This is a genomic window from Rahnella sp. PAMC25617, from assembly GCF_050606005.1.
Taxonomy (GTDB): Bacteria; Pseudomonadota; Gammaproteobacteria; order Enterobacterales; family Enterobacteriaceae; genus Rahnella; species Rahnella variigena.
The window spans coordinates 1-411 of the sequence record NZ_JBOCUM010000034.1; the positions used below are offsets into that span (position 1 = coordinate 1).

Annotated in this window: 1 tRNA gene; it reads left to right on the forward strand. The window is 45.3% G+C overall.

Annotated elements, in window-relative coordinates:
* Positions 1 to 120: 120 nt before the first annotated feature.
* Positions 121 to 196: transfer RNA gene (locus ACM615_RS23760), tRNA-Glu, on the forward strand.
* The last annotated feature ends 215 nt before the right edge of the window (positions 197 to 411 follow it).

A 411-nucleotide genomic window follows, 5' to 3' on the forward strand; every position in this document is an offset into this window, starting at 1 on the left:
TGTCCACACAGATTGTCTGATGAAATTAATGAGCAAGAGCACCTGTTGATGCAGTAAGGGCAACCTTACGCTGATGCGAAAAGTGCCAAACCACTGTGTGGTCTGGTACGGAATTTTCGTGTCCCCATCGTCTAGAGGCCTAGGACACTGCCCTTTCACGGCTGTAACAGGGGTTCGAATCCCCTTGGGGACGCCACTCCGATAATGTGTGAAAGACATTATCAACTGAATATCTTAAAGATGACTTTAACGAGTCGTGTTTAAGATATTGCTCTTTAACAATCTGGAACAAGCTGAAAATTGAAAGTTTACAGCTGAACATCACTCTCCGTAGAAGTACTGAGTGGTGGATTAGTCTGTAACAGAGTCTCTCAAATAATCGCAGCGCGACGGTGGAAACACCTTCGGGTT